Annotated in this window: 1 protein-coding gene; it reads right to left on the bottom strand. The window is 69.6% G+C overall.

What is annotated here, in order from left to right:
- Positions 1 to 4,385, bottom strand: a 4,385-nt coding sequence (gene mobF, locus AB0D93_RS34255; RefSeq protein WP_362128126.1) for a MobF family relaxase, incomplete at its 3' end; no start/stop codon positions are given.
- Between the last annotated feature and the right edge of the window lie 403 nt (positions 4,386 to 4,788).

The following is a 4,788-nucleotide window of genomic DNA, read 5'->3' as shown; positions in this document are numbered from 1 at the left end:
TCAACCACGACCTCGATGTCCTCCTCCAGGGACGGCTCATCCACAAGGACGTCGGTGACGGTCTCACCGGACGGGGCGAACTCGCGTTCAGGCTCGGTCGGGTGCACCTCTTCCCGGGCTGCTGCCGCGAGGGCCTCGCCACGGCGAGCGGCGGCCTCGGTCGCACGCGCCCGGCGCCCGACCTCGGCAACCTGCTCGTGCAGCGCCTGCCAGGCGGCCGCGTCCCGCTCCCCCACCGGCTGGTTGCCGAGACCGGGTTCGTCTGCCCGGACCTGTCGCCGGGCTCGCCAGGCGTCGGCGAGCGCGGCCGTGCGCTCCCAGGTGTCGCGCAGCTCGGTTCCCTCGGGCGGCACCGGCCCGAGGTTGCGAGCCCACTGCGGCGGGTTGGCTGCCAGAGCGGCCCCAGTCTGGGTAAGGCGTTCGTCGATGATCTGACGGCGCGCGTCCAGGTGCTCAACCCACGGGGCCGGGGTGTGCTGGTCACGCTCCGCCTCGCGCGGCAGCAGCCACTCGGGCAGCGGCCCGGTGTGGACCGGGGTGACCTCGGCCGCCTCGGGCAGGAGCCTGCGAAGGCGCTGCTCGGCTCGCACCCGCTGGTCGACCACCTCGGCGCGGGCCAGCCGCACCCGGGCCTCGTCCTGCGCGTGGAGGTTGGTGCGCATCTCGGCGGCGACCGTCTCGCCGTCCACGCCTGCGGTGTGAGCGCGGCCGGGCCCCGGCTCGCGCTGCCACTCCTCGCGGGCGCGGTCGACCCAGCTCATGGCCTTACGGGTCGCCTGTTCGGTCTTCAGGCCGTTCAGGCGGGCGGCCGCTGCGCGAGCCTCCTGACGGTGTGCTTCGGCGTCCTCGCTCCGGCCGTCGCGCTGGGCCTGCATGACGGAGAGGCTGGCGAGACGGGCGTTGCGGCGGGCTTCCGCGATGGCCTGCGAGAGCTGGAGCCGGGTGAGGTCTCCGTATTCACGTCCCGGCCAGGCCGGCACCGGAAGTCCGTCCACGACCACCGGCCGGGGCTGGCTGGCCACTCGGGCATCGGCTCGGTGCAGCGCGTCGAGAGCCTGCTTGCGCCGCTCCTCGGCACGCTCGACTAGACGGCCCAGCTGGTCGTCCGTCAGGTCGATCAGCGGCCGTGTTGTGCCCTGTTCTTCGAGGCGCTGGAGAACGCTGCGGGCGTCGTCGACGTGGTTGTCGATCCGCCAGCTCAGCACCGCCGCGTTGTCCTCGGCGTCGGTGAAGTCCCTTTCGTGGAAAGCGTTGAAGAGGATGCGCTCGGGAGCGAAACCGGCGCGCTCAGCGTCACGCAGGGCGCGTTCGACCGCCGGCCATGCCTCCTCGGCGATGACGGCCTCGGCGCCCGCCCCCAGGACGGAACGGGCCATGTTCTGGTAGCGCAGCGACAGTGCACGGGCGTGCACGTCGTTGTACTCGGAGGCCAGCTGTGAAATGCCGTACACCCGGTCCTGCTCGGCCCGGATGGCCTCGGTCGCGGAGACCGAGGCCCTCTGCGTGTAGGCGATCGTGTCGAGCACGTCCCGCATCGTCTGGCCTTCGTCCAGGACGACGTAGATGCGGTTCTTCAGGCGGCCCCGGGTCACCTGCACGTACGCGGACTCGCGGCTGGTGCGGCGGGTGACCAGGCCGCTTCCGGTGTCCACGGTGGCGCCCTGGCCTCGGTGACCGGTGGCTGCGTAGCCGAGCTCGACGAAGGTCCCGACGTACTCGGCCTTCAGCACGGTCCGGCCGCCGTGGTCGGTGTGCCGTACGACGAGGTCGCCGTTGTCCCGGACGGCCTCGATCGCCCACTGGTCGCCGTTCTTGACGAAGTCACGGCCTCCCATGACCGCGTTCCTGCGGTCGTTCTTGCGGGTGACGATGAGGTCGCCGCGGTGGGCCTGGAGGCCGTCACCGAGGTCGACGCTCTGGGTGGCGTCGAGCTGTCCCCGGCCCATCCGGTATGCCTGCGCGAGGGTGTTGAGCTCGGTCACGCTGGCGTTGTCATCCGCCATCATCAGCGCCGTGTGGCCCTGCTCGATGTCGGCCTGCCAGTCGGTGAAGATCGCGTGCAGCATCTGCTCGCGCGTACCGGCGACGACGCGGCTGTTGTTCAGGTACCAGGTCCACGCGTCCTCGGGTTCGCCGCTGCGCAGGGCGAGGGTGGCGGCCGCTTCTCCAGGTGCACGGAAGCGGTGCAGGTTCTCCAGCTCGACGACGTCGACGGTGTTGGCGAGCAGGCGCAGAGCGCCGCCGGATTCCACGGCGGCGAGCTGGAAGGGGTCACCGATCAGACGGACAAGTGCACCGGCTTCCTGGGCCTCCGCGACGACGGCGGCGATGCGCTTGCTGCCCGCCATGCCGGCCTCGTCGATCACGATGACGTCGCCGGCAGACAGCTGGTACTCGGGGGCCACGCGCTTGCCCTGGTGCAGCCGTTCACGGGCTCCGAGCCAGTCATGCAGCGAGAAGGCCGGGGCCTCCAGGCCGGCGGAAAGCTCGGTGGCGGCACGGGCGGAGGGGCCCAGACCGATGACGCGGCCGCCGCTCGCGCGAACGGCGTCGGCGGCAACCCGCATGGCGGTCGTCTTGCCTGCACCGGCCGGACCGATGCCCGCCGCTACGAGCTTCTCGCTGCACGCGAAGGTGCGGGCCAGCTCGCGCTGGCCCGCGTCCAGGCGACGGGTCGGGTTGGCCTGCTGGTAGGCGTCTTCGACGGCCTGATAGACCTCTGCGGACACCGCCGGAATCACCTGTGTGCGGGCGGCGGAGACGATCCGGTCCTCGGCCGCAAGGACGCTGACGGAGGTGTAGAGCTCGGTCTCCCGGCGGCGGTAGATGCTCGTTCCATCCGCGCGGGCCACCCCCGGGAAGTAGGGGTTGAGGTCCGGCGGGGTGATGCCGATGACCTCGGCCGCGAGCGCACGATCAGTGATCTGCTCGGCCAGGTCACCGCTTGGTGCGGCGCCGAGTGTGGCGGCCATGACCCACCGCTGGGCCTCGGCGAAGACCTGCCGCCGGCCCCACACGCTGCGGTACTCGGAGACGGTCTCGATGACCTCGCGGGCGGCCTTGTGTACGTCCAGGTGCGGCACGGCCGCAGCACCCGGACGGGTGCTCTGGGCCGCCACTCGGGCAGCACGAAGGAGGTTGTCCACTCGGTCGGAGCCGAACGATTCGACGGCCGCCTCACGCCATTCCTGACGTAGCTCGGCGAGCGGGCGGGCCTCCTTCTTATCGGGACGCGTCTCCAGCGTGGCCTGCTGCATGAGTGCCGTGAGGACCTTGTTCGACGGGTCGTAGCCGTGCCGCTCCCGGTACTCCGCGACCAGCTCGGCGGTGCGCTCCTTGATGCTCTGCGAGCGGCTTGAGTGGGCCTCGATGAGGTCGGTCCCGACCCCGGCAATCTCCATGACCGGGCGCTTGCCCGGGGTGACTTCCCGGGCCTCTGCGCGCAGACCGAGGTCCTCACAGACGATCTCCATGACCCGCAGGTTGTAGTGCTCACTGGCGGGCACGTTCTGCGCGAAAAGGAGTTTGCTGTCCAGCGTCCTCCACTTGCCGTCACGCCCCTGCACCTTGTTTGACACCACTACGTGGTCGTGGAGCAGGGGGTCACCTGTGCGGCTGTCATAGTGCCGGAAGCGAGTAGCGATCAAGCCGCCAGCGACGTCTTCCTGGGCAATGCCGTTGACCCCAGTGCGGGTCATCGTGGCCTTCTGCTCCAGCCACTGCACCGTCTCTTCGATCGCCTGCACGTGGGCCTGCTCGACGGCTCGGCGCACGCTCTCATCCCCCAGCGCCCACAGCACGGAAACCGACTTCGGTGCACGGAAAACGAGATCGAATCCGGCAACTGCATTGCGCTGCTTGCCGCCCTCCTGCTCCTTGATGAAGCGACCCAGCTCCTCCTTGGATTCGGGGCTGCGCCCGTGCTCGGTGCGGAACTGCACTGCGCCAACGCGGCCCCGGATCTCGGACCGCTCCGTCGCGTTCGGCTCGCGCTTCTCCATCCGCACGAAGCGCTCGATCTCCTCATGCAGCATCCGCCCGAACGGCGTGTCCTTCTGCACGAACTGCATGTACTTGCGGCCCAGACGCGCGGCCCGCATCGCCTGCTTGGCACTGACCCCGGCAGCGATGTGATCGGCGATCATGCGCTCCGCATCCGGGTGCAGACCCTCGCCGTAGAGGGCCTTCATCTGGGCTTCGCTGACGACGCCCGACACACCGAGAAGCTCGATGCCCGAACCCATCCAGACGCCCGGCGGGTTGCCGCTGGTGGTGTAGTAATCGCCCAGCTCCTGGCCGCGCTCGCGGGCCTGATCGGCGCTGGCAGTCTCACGTACATAGTACGTATACCCGTCCCCTGCGCTGAGGAGGTGGACGGTCATCATGCGGTGGATCTTACCTTTACCCGCCCCGTTTAGGGCGTGGTACAAACCCTGGTACATTCATAATGCCTGAGCTGTGACCGTAATGATCTTGAAGCGTGTTGCGCGTACAACCGAATCGTGGAGGAGCTTGCGACGATCACGATGAAGGTTGGACGGCAACGGGCTGAAAGAGCAGGACGGTCACAGACATAGTCTGGCGGCTTTCCATAGTCAGGTCCTCCGGACATGGCTGTGGAAAGGCGCACCTGCGACGTCACCTGTGGACGCGTCACATGGTGAGCCGCGACGGCCTGGCGTCACGGTCCGCAGCGCCGTGGCGCTCGGCTTCCGCTGGGGACTGGTCCGGTAGGCGGTGCCCCAGCCCTGCGGGGCAGCCGGGGCCGACCGGCACCGGGCGCCCCTC

This window comes from Streptomyces sp. NPDC048191, assembly GCF_040652655.1.
Taxonomy (GTDB): domain Bacteria; phylum Actinomycetota; class Actinomycetes; order Streptomycetales; family Streptomycetaceae; genus Streptomyces.
This window is presented reverse-complemented; position numbering and strand designations above follow the sequence as displayed.